This is a genomic window from Peribacillus sp. TE19612, from assembly GCF_056279465.1.
The window spans coordinates 81,342-100,562 of record NZ_JBWCCL010000006.1; the positions used below are offsets into that span (position 1 = coordinate 81,342).

Below are 19,221 nucleotides of genomic sequence, written 5' to 3' on the forward strand. Positions count from 1 at the left end.
TATTTTATCACATTAACATTCCAAAGGGTCGGACTTTAACAAATATTCTGGTAGCAGAGTGGTTTTTTATAACTTCAACCTACAAATTTATGCATATATGTCAGTCGTTGAAAGCTAGATCCGTGGCAAAAACTTGTTCAGGCTAAATCATCCTTGAACCTTTCGACAATGACAGGTTGAATCTGTTCCCTCTCCAGTGCCGATATGATCGTATCCCTTATCATGCTCATCCTTGCAACCATGGAACTTGGTTTGCCTGTGGGATTATCCTGGCCATATGGAACAAAATAAATATCTTTTGCTGCCATCAGCCTCATTAGATTGACACCATTTAACCCAAGTGCATCATTTGTTGATATCGCGACCACGACTGGACGGTGATTCCTCATCGTCGCTTTTGCAGCCATAAGTACAGGCGAATCGGTAAGAGCATTTGCCATTTTACTCATTGAGTTACCCGTTAAAGGAGCGATCACCATACAATCGAGTGGCAATTTAGGTCCTAAAGGCTCCGCTTTGACGATTGTATCAACGACGTGATTCCCCGTCAATTTTTCTATTCTTTCGACCCAGTCTTCACCCTTTCCAAAACGGGTTTCCGTGTTTTGAACAGTCGATGTTACGATTGGGATGACTTCCGCTCCTTCATTTACAAGTTTTTCTATTTCCGGAAACACTTCATCATATGTGCAATGTGATCCTGTTAATCCGAAACCAATCCGTTTACCTTTGAGACTCATATCATTTTCCCCTTCCTTTTCAAGAACTCGCCTTGAATCAATAGTCCCAGTGCATTCGCTAATATCTGACCAGCTGTTTTCGGGGCAACTATACCCGGCAGGCTCGGTGCCAACAGCGCCTTAATTCCCCTTTTTTCAGCGTAACGAAAATCCGTCCCCCCCGGTTTTGAAGCAAGGTCGATGATTAATGTATGAACGGGCATATTAGCGATGACTTTTGCGGTAATTATCGGAAAAGGGATCGTATTGATACATATATCAACATTTTTCATTTCTGCAGCAAGATCATTTAAATGAAAAGGGGCTAATGCCATTTCACTGATCCTCGCTAAATCTTCGCTTTTTCTTGCCCCCACCTTTACTTTTGCTCCAAGTGCCTGGAATGACCGGGCTACACTCATACCGACCCTTCCCAGTCCTAGAATGGCTACATTCGACCCATGGATAGTAAAATCCGTATGTTGAATGGCCATCATGATCGCACCCTCAACAGTGGGAATCGAATTATAAATAGCGACATCATCACGTTCGAACAATAGAACAAGTTTGCGATCCACTTTCTTGAATATTTCATCAAGGTAATCGTTACTGATTCCTGCATAAAAAGTGCAATGTTCCGGGGTATTTTTTATCATTTCTTCAGTCAAAACAACCTCTTCACTGGAAAAGATCGTTTCTACTTTCCCATCTGAATCCGTACCCCGGACAGGTAAAATAACTGAATCTAATTCCTTGAAGTTTATATCTTCCATTTTTTCCTTAACCGCTCCGGTAAAAGCATGGTCGAGCTGTTCAAAACCTACCAATAATAGCTTTGCATCAAGCTCCGTCAGTTTACGGACAACTTCAAGCTGACGCGCATCTCCACCAATTACAGCGATTTGCATGCCTGTAAGCATTAAAACCGTCACCTTCTTTATATAAAAGATCCTAAACATTCCTTGCCTCGTGATACAATTCCTTCAGGAAGCAATTCGGTTTTTGCTACATTCTCTAGTTACCCTGCCATCTTATGTTTTTACTTAAAAAACGGTGATAAGAAAAGAAAAAACGCCATAGCTATTGCCAGCTAAGGCGTTTTCGAGAGTGTATTTCGAGAAGTTCCAAGGAGTATGAAGCGAGCGTCATTATCCGTCCATATGCTCTCCGTCTTTAAGTGAAAGTCCTTCCTGAAAATCAATGATGACCATATCCGCACCGATTTTTTTTATATGTTCCCATGGCACTCTTATTTCACTGCCATTCCTTAAAAGGCCGAACCATTTGACAGATGGAATGATCAACGAGGTAATTTGTCCAGTTTCATCTATTTCCAAATCCGTCTGACCAAGGATTCCTAATCTTTCCGCCCTATTCACATCGACTATTTCCTTACCGCTCAGTTCGCTCAACCTCAATTTTGGTTCCCCCTTTTTCGTCTTCTATTCAATCTATATCCGAAAAAGGTGAACTTAGAAGGGATTTAACCAAATATTGTCCATAACTCTGGACCCTCCCGCACTCAAAGAAAAAAAGCCTGACCTCCCAATGAAGGAAGGTTCAGACTTGTTCGTTATTATTTGTCCCAATTTTCCAGCGGGCTCACTAATGACAAGGAATGTTCCGTAAAGATCTGATTTGCCAATTCATTGACGGTATCCTCAGTCACTTCGTCAATCTTGATGATGATATCATCAAGGGAACGGTGCTCACCCAACATAAGCTCATTTTTCCCATTCCGGCTCATGCGGCTATTCGTGCTTTCAAGGCTGAGCATCAAGCTTCCTTTAAGTTGCTCTTTGCTATTCCTTAATTCCTTTTCCGTAATGCCATCCCTTTTTAAAGTATCCAATGTTTCCTGAATGGTTTCATACAGGCTGTCAAGCTGATTTGTGCCTGTCCCCCCATATACTGTCACCATACCGCTATCTTGATAGCTGGAATGATAAGAGTAAACGGAATAGGCAAGGCCGCGTTGCTCCCTGACGTCCTGGAATAGACGGCTGCTCATGCTTCCCCCAAGGATATTATTCAAGGTAATCAGGCTGTATGTTTTATCATTGCCGATTTCCAATCCGTTGTAACCAAGGCATAAGTGGGCTTGTTCCGTATCTTTTTTACGGGTGATCCTATTTTCGTGGAAGGAAGGTTTGACCAATTCAAGACGTTCTTCCCCTCCTTGATACGAGCCAAAGTAGCTTTCGACTTCATTGATCAATTTTTCATCCACATTCCCAGCAATGGACACGACTACCTTATCGGGTGTATACATGTCATGGACGTATTTTTTTAATGTATCACTATTGAAGGTTTCAAGCGTATTTTCCGTCCCTAGTATTGGATAACCAAGGGGGTGATTTTCATATACCGCCTTGCTTAAGAGGTCATGGACAATGTCATCTGGTGTGTCTTCGTACATTTTGATTTCTTCATAGACGACATTTTTTTCTTTTTTCAATTCTTCCCCATCAAATGTTGAGTTGAAGAACATATCAGCCAGGATTTCAAGCGCATAGCTTGCATGGTTATCCATTACTTTAGCATAATAGCATGTATATTCTTTTGAAGTGAATGCATTCACCTGTCCACCGATACTATCGAACGATTCGGCAATTTCACGCGCATTTCTCTTAGTTGTCCCTTTAAAGAACATATGCTCCAGAAAATGTGAAACCCCATTCAATTCTGGCGTTTCATTCCTTGAACCTGTTTTGATCCATACTCCAATTGCCGCTGAACGTACAGTTGGAATATTTTCCAATACAATTCTAACTCCATTTTGACACGTGTATTTCTTAATCAACTAACATTCCTCCCAATCATTCTATGCTGCCATCGTTACCAATACATTATGGATTCGATCGCTCTTCATCTACAGCTTCCGAAACGGTAACTACATCTAAATCTTTCTTTTTTATTTCAATTATTAACGTTTCCAATGATTTTGCAGTAGATTCAGTCGGATGCATCAATATAAATGCTCCAGGGTGCACCTTAGAAAGCACTCTTTGTTGAAGGACTTCAGGGCTTGGCTTTTGCCAGTCGATCGTATCCACACTCCACATGGCGGTCTCCATACCGAAAGAATCCGCGATTTTCACCGTTTCATCCCGGTAGCTTCCACTTGGTGGTGCGAACCATTTCATTTTCAAACCTGTCACAGCTTCAATGACTTCATTCGTTTTTCGAATTTCCTCACGTGTAGCTTGTGCGGATATGTTTTTCATATCTGGATGTGAATAAGAATGATTTCCAATTTCGTGCCCGCCACCCTTAATCATCTTGGCCAATTCTGGATTTTTCTTGGTCCAATTACCTTCAAGGAAAAATGTGGCCTTGACATTATTCTTTTTTAACACGGCCAACATATCTTGTAGGTATTCATTCCCCCAGGCCACATTGATTAAAAATGATACCACTGGCTTTTCGGGATGGGCCCGGTAAATGGGAGCCGGATCCAGATCCTCCATATGTATCTTTGCAGGGACCTGCTGAAATACCAGCTTATTCTTATCGAACACGCCCTCCTTCTTCATGGCTTTATACGAATCATCAATATTTACCTTCAGGCCATTATATGCAGGAACGGTTTTCCAAACAGAATCTATTCGTGCATCCTGTGGTGCAATCTCATATTTTTTTGTTGATTCTTTTATTTGTAAAAGAAGCTCGTCTTCTTGCTTCATAGAAGCAACTGAATCATCGGTTAATTGGGTCAAATAAATTTGTGTATATGGATTTTGCACTAATAACCATGATATACCTGCAATGGCACTTATCGCAACTATCTGCTTCCATTTATTATTCATTTTTTACGCCCCCTTCATACCAAAATGTATGAAGAAAAAAGACAAGGTAGAACATGACATCCTTTTGACGCCATTCTCCCCATGGATATTCCAATACCTTTAAACAAAAAAAGCATGCAGATTCACAAGGAATCGCATGCCGGATTTCTATTTTTCATTACGATTGAGAAGGGTTGGCTGCCTCTTTTTGCTCTTTCAAGACTGCTTTACGGGAAAGGTTAACCCTTCCTTGCTTATCGATCTCAGTGACTTTGACCAATAATTCATCGCCAAGTGAAACGACATCTTCCACTTTTCCGACTCTTTCTTCAGCCAGTTCAGAAATATGTACCAAACCGTCTTTACCATTGAAGATTTCAACGAAGGCACCGAACTTTTCGATACGTTTAACTTTACCTAAGTATAGTTCGCCCACTACGACTTCACGTACGATATCTTCAATGATTTTCTTCGCTTTTTGAATCATTGGTTCATCAGTAGAAGATATGAATACCGTTCCATCTTGTTCGATGTCGATTTTCACGCCAGTTTCTTCAATGATTTTGTTGATATGTTTTCCGCTCGGTCCAATGACATCACGGATCTTATCCGGATTTATGGACATTGTAACGATTTTTGGAGCATATTTGGATAACTGCTCACGCGGTTGATTGATCGTTGACATCATTGATTCCAAAATGTGCATCCGGCCATGTTTGGCTTGAAGTAAAGCTTCTTCAAGAATCTCTCTTGAAAGTCCTTCAATCTTAATATCCATTTGTAGGGCAGTAACACCTTTTGAAGTCCCTGCGACTTTAAAGTCCATGTCTCCCAGATGATCTTCCATACCTTGAATATCCGTTAAGATTGTATAGTGCTCACCTGATTTGACTAGGCCCATGGCAATACCGGCAACTGGAGCTTTCAATGGAACTCCGGCATCCATCATTGCCAAAGTGCTTGCACAGATACTTGCTTGTGATGTTGAACCGTTCGATTCAAGGACTTCAGATACAAGTCTGATTGTATATGGGAAGTCTTTATCGTTAGGAATGACAGGCTCCAATGCTCTTTCACCAAGTGCACCGTGACCGATTTCACGGCGTCCTGCCCCACGGATAGGACCAGTTTCACCTACACTGAAATGCGGGAAATTATAGTGATGCATAAAACGTTTTGACTCTTCTGTCCCAAGTCCGTCCAGAATCTGCACATCACCAAGTGCACCTAATGTACAGATGGATAGCGCTTGGGTTTGTCCGCGTGTGAACAATCCGGAACCATGTGTACGGGGCAGAATGGTGACTTCAGATGATAATGGTCTGATTTCGTCAGGATTACGGCCATCCGGGCGCACTTTTTCTTCCGTGATCAAACGGCGGACTTCGGATTTAACCAATTTATTAAGGATTTCTTTAATTTGCTTTAATTTTTCTTCATCAGTTTCTTCTTCATAATGAACCAACACACGATCTTTTACTGCTTTGATCGCGTCTTCACGAGCATGTTTTTCCTGAACTTGTACAGCTTTGTTCAAGTCAGCTTCACATAGGCCTTTCACTTCTGCTTCCAGTTCCGCATCCACTTGGTATAAAGTGACCTGCATTTTTTCCTTGCCGATTTCAGCAACGATTTTCTCTTGGAATGCAATGATCTTCTTGATTTCATCATGTCCGAACATGATTGCTTCAAGCATCGTTTCCTCTGGTACTTCATTCGCTCCGGCTTCAACCATGTTGATGGCATCTTTAGTGCCGGCAACCGTCAGATTGATGTCACTTTTAGCTAGTTGGTCAACAGTAGGGTTAATAATGAATTCATTATTGATTCTCCCCACTACAACTCCAGCAATCGGACCTTCAAACGGAATATCGGAAACTGAAAGTGCAAGGGAAGAACCTAGCATGGCTGCCATTTCCGTAGAGCAATCTTGATCGACACTCATGACCATGCTGATGATCTGAACATCGTTCCTGAAGCCATCGGCGAAAAGCGGACGGATTGGACGATCGATTAAACGGCTTGCAAGAATTGCCCTTTCACTCGGTCGTCCTTCACGTTTGATGAAGCCTCCCGGAATTTTACCGACTGCATAAAGTCTTTCTTCGTAGTTGACTGTCAAAGGGAAGAAGTCAACATTTCTAGGTTCCTTCGAAGCTGTCGCAGTACTTAATACAGCAGTTTCTCCATAACGGACTAAAACTGCCCCGTTCGCTTGTTTGGCTAATTGCCCTATCTCTACCGTTACATTACGGCCGGCCCAGTCAAATGAATACGTATGTTTTTCCTGTCCCATTTATTAAACCCCTCTCTGAATCTTCACTTAGAGGCTTAGTTTACCTAAACCTGTATTGGATTAAATCATTTATATGTGAAAGTAACTGAACTCGAGTTAAAACCAAACTATTCCTATTATGCACGAAAAAAACAAGCATTAACAGTAAAATGAATAAAAATTTCATTCATTTGATTATGTATATCCTGATCATTTATAAATGGAAAAGGACCCGGCTCCTGCCGAGTCCCAAGGACGAAGGCCCAGCCTTAAGTAGAACACGTCCAAATCATTTGATTAACACCAAAAAAGCGGGAAATTTCCCGCCTTCCTGAAAAAATTATCTACGTAGACCTAATTTGTTAATTAGTGTACGGTAACGAGTAACGTCTTTGTTACGTAGGTAAGTTAAAAGATTACGACGTTTACCTACCATTTTTAGAAGACCGCGACGTGAATGGTGGTCTTTTTTGTGTGTGCGTAAGTGATCGTTCAAGTTGTTGATTTCTTCTGTTAATACTGCGATTTGAACTTCTGGAGATCCAGTGTCAGTATCGTGAGTTCTGAATTCTGCGATAAGTTCGTTTTTGCGTACTTGTGTAATTGCCATGTTATTATTCCTCCTAAAATTCTGTAAAATCACCTATTACCGAGCCAGCGTCGGAGTCTCGACTAGCCAAGCAATGGTTATTTTCATACATACAATAGAATACATGTTTTTCATCAAAATTGCAAGTCTTGTCTTTTATGCTTCAAGCTTTGCAAAATAGGCTATTGCATTTTGCTTATCCGTTTCGATCTGAGCGACCAATGCTTCAAGTCCGGAAAATTTCTGCTCACTCCGAAGTCTTGTATGCCATTCAACCGAAACCTGGTCGCCATAAATATCTCCCGAGAACTCCAAGGCATGGACCTCTACAGTGGGATATTTAGGTTTTTCTTCGTGGAACGTAGGTTTGTATCCGACATTGCAAACCCCATTATACCATTTACCGCTTATTTTGATCCTGACTGCATACACGCCTGCAGCAGGGAAGATATAATCGTCACTTACTTCAATATTAGCGGTGGGGAAACCCAACTTCCTGCCCCGCTTTTCACCGTGAACGACATGACCTTTCGTTAAATAGCGTCGTCCAGCCAAATGATAAAAGTCGGAAAAGTTGCCATTACCCAGAGTTTCCCTGATTCTCGTCGAGCTAACCTTTTCATCTTCAAGTGTCTGTTTTGCAACGACTGTCTGCGAAAATCTGCCCTGTGCGTAAACAGGCAAATCTTCCATCGACCCTTGACCATAGCGACCGTATGAATAATCAAAGCCTGCAACTACATGACGGACATTCAGCCCGGCAATGTATTCGTCAACGAACCGTTCCGGCAGTACTAAAGCAAATTCCTTGCTGAAATGGACAATGAATAAATAATCGATCCCCATCGACTCTATGATATCCACCTTATCTTCAAGTGGAGTGATATAGCGGATATTTTCCGTTTTCCTACCCAGTACTGCAGAAGGGTGCGGGTCAAATGTCATGACTGCTGACTTAAGATTCATTTCATCGGCTTTTTGCTTGGCGGCTTGAATGACAATTTGATGGCCTTTATGTATGCCATCAAAAAATCCAAGCGCCATTACAAGCTCGGGAAAATCATCCGTATTAAATTGATGAGGATGCTCTATTGCGATCACTTTCACCTTTCAATCTCCTCTTTCCGGCGGTAAAACGGTCTATAATTCTTGTGCCAATACTTTTACAGGTTTAATTAATCCCTCTTTTGTCGGATGTATTTGATAAATGGCAATGGCCTTATCTGCTGGATCGACCATCACAAATGGCATTCCTTTTTCAACAACAACATCCTTTGTTTGTTCCAATACCGCGCCGTTAAGTACTTTCTTTGCTACTTTATCACTAATCTGAAATTTGGGCAAATGAAATAATCCCCGTTCCAAAGGCAACAGAAATTCATCCGTTTGACCATTTTCCATGAACTCTTCCACTTCAGAAAATGTGAAACAGTCCTCCTGCTTAAAACCTGCTGATTCAATACGCGTCAAGTCTGACATATGAGCAGGAAAACCCAGTTCTTCACCCATCATGACTGCAAGTGTCCGAATATACGTTCCTTTGCTGCAATTTACGCGAAAACGAAAAGATATGGTTTCCCCTTTAAATTCAGAACGATCATCGAGAAGGGTAATATCATAGATGGTGACCTCCCTTGTCGGCCTCTCCACATCTATCCCTGCACGGGCATATTCATATAGTTTCTTCCCGTTTACCTTTACCGCTGAAAACATCGGCGGCGTCTGTTCAATTTTTCCAGTCAATGATTCAAGCACTTCCAGAATCCGTTTACGCTGAATCACTTGATCAATCTTTTTCTCTTCGACTTTTTCGCCGCTTGCGTCTTCAGTTGTCGTCGAAAAACCAAGGGTCACTTCCCCTTCATAAGCTTTACCGGCTTCTGTCAGATATTCGGCTATCTTTGTTGCCCTGCCAATACAAATAGGTAAAACCCCTGTTACATCAGGATCTAAAGTACCTGTGTGCCCAACCTTTTTTGTCTTTAAAATCTTTCTTAATTTAAAAACACAATCATGGGATGTCAATCCCTTGGGTTTCCATAATGGAAGAATACCGTTCACGCTTTCACCTCATCTTTTATAAAACACCTTAAACGATTATGAATCCCGTCCCGAAAGGTGTTTTTCCTTTTTTCATATTCGGTTTCAAAAAAAAGAGACCGACTTCAAGAAGTGCAAAGCACTTATTGAGTCGGCCTCCTTTTACTGCTTGCTTATTCCTCGTCTTTTTCAGCCGGTTTATCCTCTGAATTGATTTGGGAAATCAACGACTCGATACGATTACCATAATCGACCGATTCATCAAATTCAAAAAACAGCTCAGGGGTTTTGCGCAGGCGGATTCGCTGCCCAATTTCTGAACGCATGAATCCTTTTGCCTTAGCTAGACCTTGCAGGGTTTTCTCCCTTTGTTCCTGGTCACCCAAAACGGAAATATAAACTGTTGCCTGTTGTAAATCGCCTGTAACCGCGACATCCGTCACTGTAACAAATCCGATTCTTGGATCTTTAATTTTTCGGCCGATAATTTCACTCAGCTCTTTTTTCATTTGTTCGCCAACACGATTTGAACGAAGGCTCATAATATCACCTCGATAGCCTAAAGCCAGTCTATATCTGTTATTGTTCGCTCTAGTTCCGGAAAAGAATCTAGAAATTTAAGGGCATTTTGAAGTTCCCGTTCAGTAGCCTTCCTTGAGGATGTTACGGTTACGATTGAAATCTTTGTCCGCTGCCATAAATCCTGAAAATCGGTCTCTGCTACAGAAATATTGAACTTCTGCTTAAGCCGTGTCATGACACGCTGGAGCACGGCCCTTTTTTCTTTTAAAGAATGGGTGTCATGGATGATGCATTCACATTGGACGGAGCCAACGATCATTTACGTTCGATCTCTTCCATTACATACGCTTCAATTACATCGCCTTCTTTAAGGTCGTTGTAATTTTTAATCGTAATACCGCACTCATAGTTCGTTGCCACTTCTTTAACATCATCTTTAAAACGTTTCAATGCATCAATTTCACCTTCGTAAATGACGACACCTTCACGAATTAAGCGAATTCCGCTATCACGTGTAATTTTTCCTTCTGTAACGTAAGAACCGGCAATCGTGCCTACCTTGGATACCTTGAAAGTCGTACGAACCTCAGCCTGACCGATAATTTTTTCTTCGAATTCAGGGTCAAGCATCCCTTTCATAGCCGACTCGATCTCTTCGATCGCTTTATAGATGATGCGGTGTAGGCGGACATCAACATTTTCTGATTCAGCTGCACGCTTCGCATTCACGTCAGGACGGACGTTAAATCCGATGACGATTGCATTCGAAGCTGTAGCAAGGATGATGTCAGACTCTGTAATGGCACCAACGCCTATGTGAATGATTTTCACTTTAGCGCCTTCCACTTCTATTTTATTCAGGGAAGCGGCTACTGCTTCCGCAGAACCTTGAACATCAGCTTTTAGAATGATGTTCAATTCTTTAATTTCCCCTTCTTTCATTTGTTCGAACAAAGTATCTAGGGTTACACGGGATTTCTCATTACGTTGTGAAGCAAGTTGTCTCTGTGCACGCACTTCCCCAACTTGACGGGCCGTTTTCTCATCTTCAAAGACGATGAAACGATCGCCGGCTTGCGGCACTTCGTTCAATCCAGTGATTTCAACCGGTGTTGAAGGACCTGCATCCTTAACACGGCGTCCAAGATCGTTGACCATCGCACGAACACGTCCGAATGTATTACCGATAACAATCGGATCCCCGATTTTCAACGTTCCGTTTTGAACAAGCAATGTGGCAACCGATCCGCGCCCTTTATCCAGGCGTGCTTCGATAACCGTTCCATTTGCTTTACGAGCTGGATTCGCTTTATACTCCTCCACTTCACTGACAAGAAGAATCATTTCAAGTAAGCTATCGATACCCTCACCGTTCTTAGCTGAAATTGGTACGAAAATTGTGTCTCCGCCCCATGCTTCAGAAACTAAACCATGTTCTGTCAATTCTTGCATGACTCGGTCCGGATTGGCAGCTTCTTTATCCATCTTATTGACAGCGACGATAATTGGAACTTCTGCCGCTTTAGCATGGTTGATCGCTTCAATCGTTTGAGGCATAACGCCATCATCCGCAGCGACGACAAGAATGGTGATATCGGTAACTTGTGCACCGCGGGCACGCATTGTTGTAAACGCAGCATGACCTGGTGTATCAAGGAATGTTATTTTCTTATCGTTAACTTTAACTTGATAAGCACCGATATGCTGAGTGATTCCGCCCGCTTCGCCTTCAGTGACTTTTGTATGGCGTATAGAATCAAGCAAAGTCGTTTTACCATGGTCAACGTGCCCCATGATCGTCACGACAGCCGGACGTTCGATCAAATCTTCAGAAGCATCCTCAGTGACAAGTGATTCAAGGTCTGTTAGATCGACACGAATCTCTTCTTCGGCCACTACACCGTATTCCGCACAAATCAATTCAATTGCATCTTTATCCAAAGTTTGGTTGATTGTTGCCATAACACCAAGCATAAAGAGCTTTTTAATGATTTCAGAAGGTTCACGGTGAAGTTTTTTTCCAAGTTCCATAACCGTCAAAGACTCATAAAACGTAATTTTCTCTGGAAGTTCTCTTTCTTTACGTTTTGTAACAGGTGCCTGAGGCGCTTGTTGTCTTTGTTTATTATTTTTATTCTTGTTATTGCGACCCTTGTTGAACTGGCCGCCAGTTGGTTTTTTCGTCCCTACAGGTTTAACTGGTGGTTTCTTCTTCAGTTTTTCTTTATTGACAGTGCTCTTTTCATCCGCTTCGGCTTCGTACTTCGCAACCGTAGCGTTAGCTTTTGGCTCTTGGCTTTTATCTTCGTTTTTAGGTTTGATTGAATCGTTTAATTTATTTACAGTTGAATCGTCTAATGCTGTCATATGGTTTGTTACCTCTATATTCATTTCTTTAAGTTTATTTATTACATCCTTGCTTGAAACGTTCTTTTGTTTTGCATATTCATATACACGCAATTTTGTCATACGTTCACCCCCGTAAAATTTAATCGAGCAGCGTTCGGAGTTTTTGTGCAAAACCTTCATCCAGAACTGCGACGGCAACTCTAGCATCCTTACCTATCGCATGGCCGAGCAATGACCTGCTTTCGACTCTTTTTAAAGGAACCTGATAAAATGCGCACTTATCAGATATTTTTTTTTCAGTGTTTTTTGAAGCGTCCGCGGATAAAATAACAACTTTGGCATTACCGCTTCTAATCTCTTTAACCACTAATTCTTCACCCGAAATTAGCTTGCGTGCTCGATTGGCCAAACCTAATAGAGACATCCATTGTTGTTGTTGGGTCATGGTGTTAGTTTTTCTCCTTATTCACTAATTCGAGCAATTGTTCATAAAGGGAAGAATCGATTTGGGTACTAAGGTGATTAGCCAGCACATTTTTCTTTTTGGCCAGCTCGATAACATCCCGATCAAGAGTCAAATAAGCTCCCCTTCCAGATTTCTTACCGGTCGGATCCAGGCTGACTTCCCCTTCTTTAGATCGAACGATGCGAATGAGTTCTTTCTTCGGCTTCATTTCGCCTGTTGCCACACATTTACGCATCGGGATTTTTTTTCGGTTATTCATCTTTTTTCACCTCGAATTACTCGTTATCCTCTTCGAAATCTGTTTCCTCTTCAGTAACATAACTATCTCTGCTCAAAAGGAATTCCTGTTCTTCCACAGGATATATACCAGCTTCGCGAGCTTCCGTTTCACTCTTTATATCAATTTTCCAGCCTGTAAGCTTGGCAGCTAAACGGGCATTTTGTCCACGCTTACCGATTGCCAGGGAGAGTTGATAATCCGGAACGATTACAGTCGTCGCCTTATCCTCTTCTTTAACAATGACCTCAAGTACTTTTGAAGGGCTTAAAGCATTCGCAACGAAAATGACCGGATTCTCCGACCATTTGACGATATCGATCTTTTCACCTTTCAATTCGTTGACGATGGCCTGAACACGCTGGCCTTTTTGGCCTACACAGGAACCGACAGGATCGACTTCTTCGTTATCGGAATGCACGGAGATTTTTGAACGGTCGCCTGCTTCACGGGCAACTGACTTGATCTCGACTGTCCCATCGAAAATTTCAGGCACTTCGATTTCGAATAAACGTTTTAAAAGGCCAGGATGTGAACGGGATACAAAAATTTGCGGACCCTTGGAAGTCTTTTCAACTTTAGTGATGAAAACTTTAATGCGGTCATGCGGTTTATATTGTTCATTCGGCATTTGCTCATTCACCGGGAGCAAAGCCTCGATTTTACCTAAGCTCACATAAATGAATCGGGAATCCTGGCGTTGAACGATACCAGTCATGATATCCTCTTCACGATCGATGAATTCGGCATAAATGATGCCCCGTTCCGCTTCACGCACCCTTTGAGTGACGACTTGTTTTGCTGTTTGTGCAGCAATACGGCCGAAATCCTTAGGTGTTACTTCCATTTCGACAACATCCTCTAACTGATAGTTGGGATCAATTGCTCTTGCTTCTTCAACAGAAATTTCCAGACGCGAATCGAACACTTCGTCAACAACGTCTTTTCTGGCAAATACACGCATTGTTCCTTTACCAAGATTCAAGTCGATACGTACATTTTGTGCTTGGTTAAAGTTACGGCGATATGCCGATATAAGGGCAGATTCAATCGCGTCGATCAAAACCTCCCTGGAAATTCCTTTTTCGTTTTCTAAAATATAGAGAGCATCCAATAACTCATTGCCCATGGTGATCCCCCTTACGGATATTTAAATTAATGATTTGCTTGACTTAAGCGAAGGTAATCGCCAATCTTGCTTTGGCTACCTTTTCGAATGGTATGACGATCGTTTTCTTTCTTGTCTTGATTCTGACTTCGAGTGTCACTTCTTCACCATCGAAACTGGTTAAGATTCCTTCGAATTCTTTTTCATCTAAAATGGGCTCGTATGTTTTTATGTAAACATTTTTACCGATAGCATTAAGGAAATCCTTCTCTTTTTTCAGAGGCCTTTCAGCTCCGGGTGATGAAACTTCGAGAAAATAATTTTGTGGAATCGGATCAACCTCATCAAGCTTTTCACTGAGTTTTTCACTCACATTTCCGCAATCATCAATATCTACGCCTGTTTCTTTATCAATGTACACTCGAAGGAACCAGCTTTTACCTTCCTTCACATACTCCACTTCGACTAATTCAAGCTGCAATTCTTCTAGAATTGGTAATGCTAATTCCTCTACGACTTCCGTTACCTTTTTACTCATTTGTTTCCTCCATACGTGCGTTGTATGCGCTTGGTTTCGGATTCAAAATAAATGGTCATTACAACACGAAAGAGTGGGTTTCCCCACTCTTGCCATTGGTTCCTCTTAGTATTTCCAATAAAAATATACCATAATCAAGATATTTATGCAAATATCATGTCTGTTTCTTCCTTTTTGAAATCCGTTTCCTCTTTAAAATAAAGATAACTGATTTTGTTCAGGCAATGACTCCAGACAGCCTTGTTTATCAAGGTATTCAAGGATGGTCTTCGAAACCTTACCCCGCTGTTGAAGGTCTTCTTTGGAGAGGAATTCACCATTCCCCCGCGCGTTGACGATATTGATCGCCGCATTCGTTCCAAGACCTGGAATCGAATTGAAAGGAGGAATCAAAGTATTTCCTTCAATTAGGAATTGATCTGCACTGGATTTGTACAAGTCCACTTTAGCGAATGAATATCCTCGTTCACACATTTCCAAAGCTAGTTCAAGAACCGTCAATGTATTCTTTTCCTTTGTGGATGCATCCAATCCCTTAACCATGATTTCTTCCATTTTTGCTTTGATAGCTTGCGATCCCCGTGTCATGGCGTCGATTTCAAAATCATCGGCACGTACTGTGAAATAGGCCGCATAGTATAATAAGGGCAGATGCACTTTAAAATAGGCAATCCGGACAGCCATTAAGACGTAAGCTGCAGCATGGGCTTTCGGGAACATGTATTTAATCTTCTTACATGAATCGATATACCATTCCGGCACCTCATTTTTCCTCATTTCCTCTTCGAATTCCTCCGAGAGCCCTTTCCCTTTACGTACAGATTCCATGATTTTAAACGCCAGGGAAGGATCGAGACCTTGATAGATCAGATAGACCATAATATCATCCCGGCAGCCAATAACCTCACTTAGTGTACAGATCCGGTTGTGGATCAGTTCCTGTGCATTGCTCAGCCATACATCCGTACCGTGGGAAAGGCCTGAAATCTGAACAAGCTCGGAAAAAGTAGTAGGTTTCGTATCTTCAAGCATCTGCCGGACAAAACGCGTACCAAATTCCGGGATGCCAAGCGTACCCGTTTTACACATGATCTGTTCTTCGGTAACCCCTAAAGATTCAGTACTGCTGAATATTTTCATTACTTCCGGATCATCGGTAGGAACGGTCTTTGGATCGATGCCACTTAAATCTTGAAGCATCCGGATTACAGTCGGATCATCGTGTCCAAGTATATCAAGTTTCAAAATATTATCGTGAATGGAATGGAAATCAAAGTGAGTTGTTTTCCACTCTGAATTCCGGTCATCCGCAGGGAACTGAATTGGTGTGAAATCATAGATATCCATATAATCCGGAACGACGATGATTCCGCCCGGGTGCTGTCCAGTCGTCCTTTTCACACCAGTACAACCGGCAACAAGGCGATCGGTCTCGGCTCCGCGCATATGGATGTTATTATCAGAGGAATACCCTTTTACATATCCATAAGCCGTTTTTTCAGCTACCGTACCAATCGTTCCGGCACGATATACATATTCTTCACCAAATAAGACCTTCGTATAGTTATGGGCCTTCGGCTGATATTCACCGGAGAAGTTCAAGTCGATATCCGGAACCTTATCCCCTTTAAATCCAAGGAAAGTTTCAAACGGGATATCATGCCCGTCTTTTGTATAAGCGATGCCACAATCGGGACAGTCTTTATCGGGCAGGTCAAACCCGGAACCTACAGAACCGTCATTGAAGAATTCGGATTTCTTGCACTCAGGACATACATAATGCGGCGGAAGAGGGTTCACCTCTGTAATTTCAGTCATGGTGGCAACGAAAGATGATCCAACCGATCCCCTTGAGCCAACTAGATAACCATCATTCAATGATTTTTTAACAAGCTTGTGAGAAATTAAATAAATAACGGCAAAACCGTGGCCGATGATGCTTTTCAATTCTTTCTCAAGACGGGCTTCCACGATTTCCGGCAGGTTTTCTCCATAAATCTTCCTTGCCATGCCATAACTCATTTCACGCATCTCTTCATCTGCACCTTCAATTTTAGGTGTGTATAATTCATCCTTGATTGGCTTGATTTCTTCAATCATATCAGCGATTTTATTCGTGTTGGTTACCACGACCTCTTTGGCTTTCTCGGAGCCGAGGAAGGAGAATTCCCGCAGCATTTCATCTGTTGTCCGAAAATGTACGTCAGGAAGCTTATGACGATTCAGCGGGTTTGCGCCGCCTTGTGAATTCACAAGGATTTTACGGTAAATTTTATCATTCGGATCCAAATAATGCACATTTCCCGTGGCTACGACTGGCTTGTCAAGCTTTTCACCAAGCTTGACGATATTGGAGATGATCGTTTCTAATGATTTATCATCCCGTACATATTCAAGCTCAATCAAATGCTGATACACTTCCTTCGGATGGATTTCAAGATAATCGTAGAATTCGGCGATATCGACGACTTCCTCAAAACCCTTCTGCATCATCCCTTCAAAAACTTCCCCTTTATCACATCCCGATCCGACCAGGATTCCTTCACGATACTTTTTAAGTTGTGAGCGCGGTATTCGGGGCACACGATAGAAATAATCGATGTGTGATATTGAAATTAATTTAAAAAGGTTTTTTAAGCCAGCCTGTGTTTGCGCGATCAACGTACAATGGGACGGCCGGGAACGCTGGTAAGCATTTCCTTTACCCATATTGTCATTAAGTTGATCATGATGGGTAATCTCCTTTTCCATTGCATCCTTCAGCATCTTCAGCATAAGGTAACCAGTAGCTTCGGCGTCATAAATGGCCCTATGATGCTGTGTCAAATCAATATCGAACTTTTTACATAATGTATTTAACCGGTGATTTTTAAACTCCGGATATAAGAAACGGGCAAGTTCCAATGTATCAAGCACAGGATTGGAAGCTTTAGGATAACCCAAGTTTTTATAACCTATATTCAAAAACCCCATATCGAAGGCTGCGTTGTGGGCAACCAGAATCGCATCGCCCGCCCAGTCCTTGAACTTTTCCAGCACTTCCGAGACTTCTGGAGCATTTTCTACAAGATCATCAGTGATTCCAGTCAATTCTATCGTCGTATTGGATAGTGGGTGATGCGGATTAGCAAATGACTCGAATCGATCAATGATGTCACCGTCACGGATTTTCACTGCAGCAAATTCAATGATCGTATCATAAACGGCTGACAGACCCGTCGTCTCTACGTCAAACACAACATAGGTGGCATCTGCCAAAGCGATATGGGCCTCATTATAAACGATGGGTACACCATCATTTACAAGATTCACTTCGACGCCATAAAGGATTTTGATACCATTCTTTTTCCCGGCACTATAAGCTTCAGGGAATGATTGTGCTCCCGCATGATCTGTAATGGCAACAGCCTTATGCCCCCACTTTGCAGCCTGGGCAACAAGCGCTGAAGTAGGTGTCACTGCATCCATCGAGCTCATTGGGGTATGCATATGCAGTTCTACACGCTTTTCTCCTTCTGGGGCCTTATCCTGCCGTCCTTGTTTAGAAATTTCATTTATATCATTTGCGATCATTACAAGGTCACGTACGAATGTATCATTTTGGATGCTTCCTTGGGCACGTACCCACATCCCTTTTTTCACTCGGGCAAGTATGGCAGCATCTTCTTTATCACGCGAAAACATTTTGACCAATATCGAGCTCGTATAATCCGTGACTTTAAATGTCAGCAGGCTTCGTCCGCTTCGCAACTCACGCACTTCTGCATCAAATACGAATCCTTCGATAGCAATCCTGCGCTCTTCATCGATAATTTGTTCGATTCTGCGGAAATCCGCATCTTCTTTAATCGTATAGCCAATTTTAACCGGTCCTTCGTAGACGCCATCGTCGCCGCCTTTTTCCGATTCTTTCTTCTGCATTTCCACTAGCGCAGCAAGTCCTTTTTCCGCGTCTTCCTTTTGTTTCTCTTCCAAAAACTTTTGGTAATCAGGATTCGACACCGTTTCCTTCACTTCCGCTTCAAGTGTCAACGGAGGAAAACCGAATGTTTGGTAGATATTCGAAATGATGCCGGAGTATTTTCGTTTCAGCTGACCAGCTTCCGTATCATTTCGGGCGCTTACGATAAGCTTATATCCATTTACCGTTGGCACTTGTTCATTCAGGAGCGATAACAGTGCTGGAGACATGCCTTCAAGCTCGCCAATGCAGTTTTTCCAATACTCTTTTACCAATTGTTCGGTCACTTGCGGATTGGCCACATTCAAGTTGAATGTGACCTTTGCAATATGGGAAAACGTACTTGCTAGATGAGTAGCAAGTCTTGTATGAACACTGCAAGGAATCAATGCAGGTATATTAAAGGCAAAATGCCATGTTTTGGACTCCCTCTCGATTGAGAGTTTATCAATTTCGGCACCTATGAAATAATTTACAAAGGCATCCTCGGTCAAGTCCATTTGCTGGAGCAAGAGTTGAAATCTCTCTCTACCGCTATTTGGATTTTGATCCATTCCCTCTCTCCCCTATCTACTATCTCTTTAGATAT

Annotated in this window: 17 protein-coding genes; all 17 read right to left on the reverse strand. The window is 42.1% G+C overall.

The window, feature by feature from the left end:
* Positions 1–137: 137 nt before the first annotated feature.
* The gene (locus ACZ9AO_RS12310; RefSeq protein ID WP_034313581.1) at positions 138–740 is read right to left on the reverse strand and encodes a dipicolinate synthase subunit B; all 603 of its coding nucleotides are present in this window, start codon (positions 738–740) and stop codon (positions 138–140) included.
* Complete coding sequence (gene dpaA / locus ACZ9AO_RS12315) at positions 737–1,639, reverse strand: dipicolinic acid synthetase subunit A (protein WP_476109232.1); 903 nt, start codon at positions 1,637–1,639, stop codon at positions 737–739. The genes ACZ9AO_RS12310 and dpaA overlap by 4 nt, the downstream gene beginning before the upstream one ends.
* Positions 1,640–1,867: 228 nt before the next feature.
* Positions 1,868–2,137, reverse strand: a complete 270-nt coding sequence (locus tag ACZ9AO_RS12320; protein ID WP_048684753.1) for a YlmC/YmxH family sporulation protein — start codon at positions 2,135–2,137, stop codon at positions 1,868–1,870.
* Between the two features lie 158 nt (positions 2,138–2,295).
* Complete coding sequence (locus ACZ9AO_RS12325) at positions 2,296–3,522, reverse strand: M16 family metallopeptidase (protein WP_034313588.1); 1,227 nt, start codon at positions 3,520–3,522, stop codon at positions 2,296–2,298.
* A 46-nt stretch (positions 3,523–3,568) separates the two neighbouring features.
* Positions 3,569–4,528: a polysaccharide deacetylase family protein gene (locus ACZ9AO_RS12330; protein WP_048684756.1), complete on the reverse strand. Its 960-nt coding sequence runs from the start codon at positions 4,526–4,528 to the stop codon at positions 3,569–3,571.
* Between the two features lie 157 nt (positions 4,529–4,685).
* Positions 4,686–6,803 carry a polyribonucleotide nucleotidyltransferase gene (pnp, locus tag ACZ9AO_RS12335; protein ID WP_034313594.1) on the reverse strand — a complete coding sequence of 706 codons (2,118 nt, stop codon included), beginning with the start codon at positions 6,801–6,803 and terminating at the stop codon, positions 4,686–4,688.
* Positions 6,804–7,122: 319 nt separating this feature from the next.
* Entirely contained in the window at positions 7,123–7,392 is a 270-nt protein-coding gene (gene rpsO, locus ACZ9AO_RS12340) for a 30S ribosomal protein S15 (protein ID WP_034313598.1), read from the reverse strand.
* A gap of 135 nt (positions 7,393–7,527) precedes the next feature.
* The gene (ribF, locus tag ACZ9AO_RS12345; RefSeq protein WP_476109162.1) at positions 7,528–8,478 is read right to left on the reverse strand and encodes a bifunctional riboflavin kinase/FAD synthetase; all 951 of its coding nucleotides are present in this window, start codon (positions 8,476–8,478) and stop codon (positions 7,528–7,530) included.
* A 33-nt stretch (positions 8,479–8,511) separates the two neighbouring features.
* Positions 8,512–9,432, reverse strand: a complete 921-nt coding sequence (gene truB, locus ACZ9AO_RS12350) for a tRNA pseudouridine(55) synthase TruB (RefSeq protein ID WP_063596248.1) — start codon at positions 9,430–9,432, stop codon at positions 8,512–8,514.
* 152 nt (positions 9,433–9,584) lie between these two features.
* On the reverse strand, positions 9,585–9,953 hold the full coding sequence (rbfA, locus tag ACZ9AO_RS12355) for a 30S ribosome-binding factor RbfA (RefSeq protein ID WP_034313607.1): 369 nt from the start codon (positions 9,951–9,953) through the stop codon (positions 9,585–9,587).
* 17 nt (positions 9,954–9,970) lie between these two features.
* Complete coding sequence (locus tag ACZ9AO_RS12360) at positions 9,971–10,252, reverse strand: DUF503 domain-containing protein (protein ID WP_034313609.1); 282 nt, start codon at positions 10,250–10,252, stop codon at positions 9,971–9,973.
* Positions 10,249–12,402 carry a translation initiation factor IF-2 gene (gene infB, locus ACZ9AO_RS12365; protein ID WP_048684762.1) on the reverse strand — a complete coding sequence of 718 codons (2,154 nt, stop codon included), beginning with the start codon at positions 12,400–12,402 and terminating at the stop codon, positions 10,249–10,251. Before infB ends, ACZ9AO_RS12360 begins: the two co-directional genes overlap by 4 nt.
* A 19-nt stretch (positions 12,403–12,421) precedes the next feature.
* Complete coding sequence (locus tag ACZ9AO_RS12370) at positions 12,422–12,727, reverse strand: YlxQ family RNA-binding protein (RefSeq protein WP_034313614.1); 306 nt, start codon at positions 12,725–12,727, stop codon at positions 12,422–12,424.
* A 4-nt stretch (positions 12,728–12,731) separates the two neighbouring features.
* Complete coding sequence (rnpM, locus tag ACZ9AO_RS12375; protein WP_034313617.1) at positions 12,732–13,007, reverse strand: RNase P modulator RnpM; 276 nt, start codon at positions 13,005–13,007, stop codon at positions 12,732–12,734.
* 16 nt (positions 13,008–13,023) lie between these two features.
* Complete coding sequence (gene nusA, locus ACZ9AO_RS12380; protein ID WP_476109163.1) at positions 13,024–14,154, reverse strand: transcription termination factor NusA; 1,131 nt, start codon at positions 14,152–14,154, stop codon at positions 13,024–13,026.
* Between the two features lie 43 nt (positions 14,155–14,197).
* On the reverse strand, positions 14,198–14,671 hold the full coding sequence (gene rimP / locus ACZ9AO_RS12385; protein ID WP_048684765.1) for a ribosome maturation factor RimP: 474 nt from the start codon (positions 14,669–14,671) through the stop codon (positions 14,198–14,200).
* Positions 14,672–14,863: 192 nt separating this feature from the next.
* On the reverse strand, positions 14,864–19,186 hold the full coding sequence (locus tag ACZ9AO_RS12390; RefSeq protein ID WP_476109164.1) for a PolC-type DNA polymerase III: 4,323 nt from the start codon (positions 19,184–19,186) through the stop codon (positions 14,864–14,866).
* Between the last annotated feature and the right edge of the window lie 35 nt (positions 19,187–19,221).